Origin of the sequence: Kitasatospora sp. MBT66, from assembly GCF_000710405.2 — a bacterium.
In the GTDB taxonomy this organism is placed as follows: Bacteria; Actinomycetota; Actinomycetes; order Streptomycetales; family Streptomycetaceae; genus Kitasatospora; species Kitasatospora purpeofusca.
On sequence record NZ_JAIY01000035.1, the window covers coordinates 820 to 1,424 of the forward strand.

A 605-nucleotide genomic window follows, 5' to 3' on the forward strand; every position below is an offset into this window, starting at 1 on the left:
CCCGAACTCCCCTGGGCGCACGCCGCCCAGGTCGCCCTGGCCCAGGCCCTGGACGACGCGGCCGCGCCCGCCCCCGTCTGGTACCTCACCCGGGGCGCCGTCGGCACCGGGCCCGCCGACTCCGCGACCGACCCCGTCACCGCCCCCGAGCACGCCCTGACCTGGGGCTTCGGCGCGATCCTGGCCGCCGAGCAGCCCGCCCTCCACGGCGGTCTGATCGACCTGCCCGCCGAGCCCGACCGGCGCACCTGGCAGCAGGCCGCCGCCCTGATCGCCGACCGCTCGCCCGACCGGGAGACCGAACTCGCGCTGCGCCCGGCCGGCGCCTTCGCCCGCCGGCTGGCCCCCGCCGCGCCGTCCGCCCCGGCGGACCGGCCCTGGGAGCCGCGCGGCACCACCCTCATCACCGGCGGCACCGGTGCCCTCGGCGGCCATGTCGCCCGCTGGCTGGCCGCACGCGGCGCCGAGCACCTGCTGCTGGTCGGACGGCGCGGCGCCGACGCCCCCGGGGCCGCGGTGCTGGAGGCCGAACTCGCCGCCCTCGGCACCCGGGTGAGCTTCGCCGCGGCCGACGTCGCCGACCGCGAGCAGCTCACCGCCGTCCT

Annotated in this window: 1 protein-coding gene; it reads left to right on the forward strand. The window is 81.0% G+C overall.

The genetic code is table 11. From position 1 onward, the window contains the following. Nucleotides 1-605 (forward strand): KR domain-containing protein (locus tag BI06_RS52820; RefSeq protein ID WP_043479122.1); only part of this gene is annotated, 605 nt, incomplete at both ends.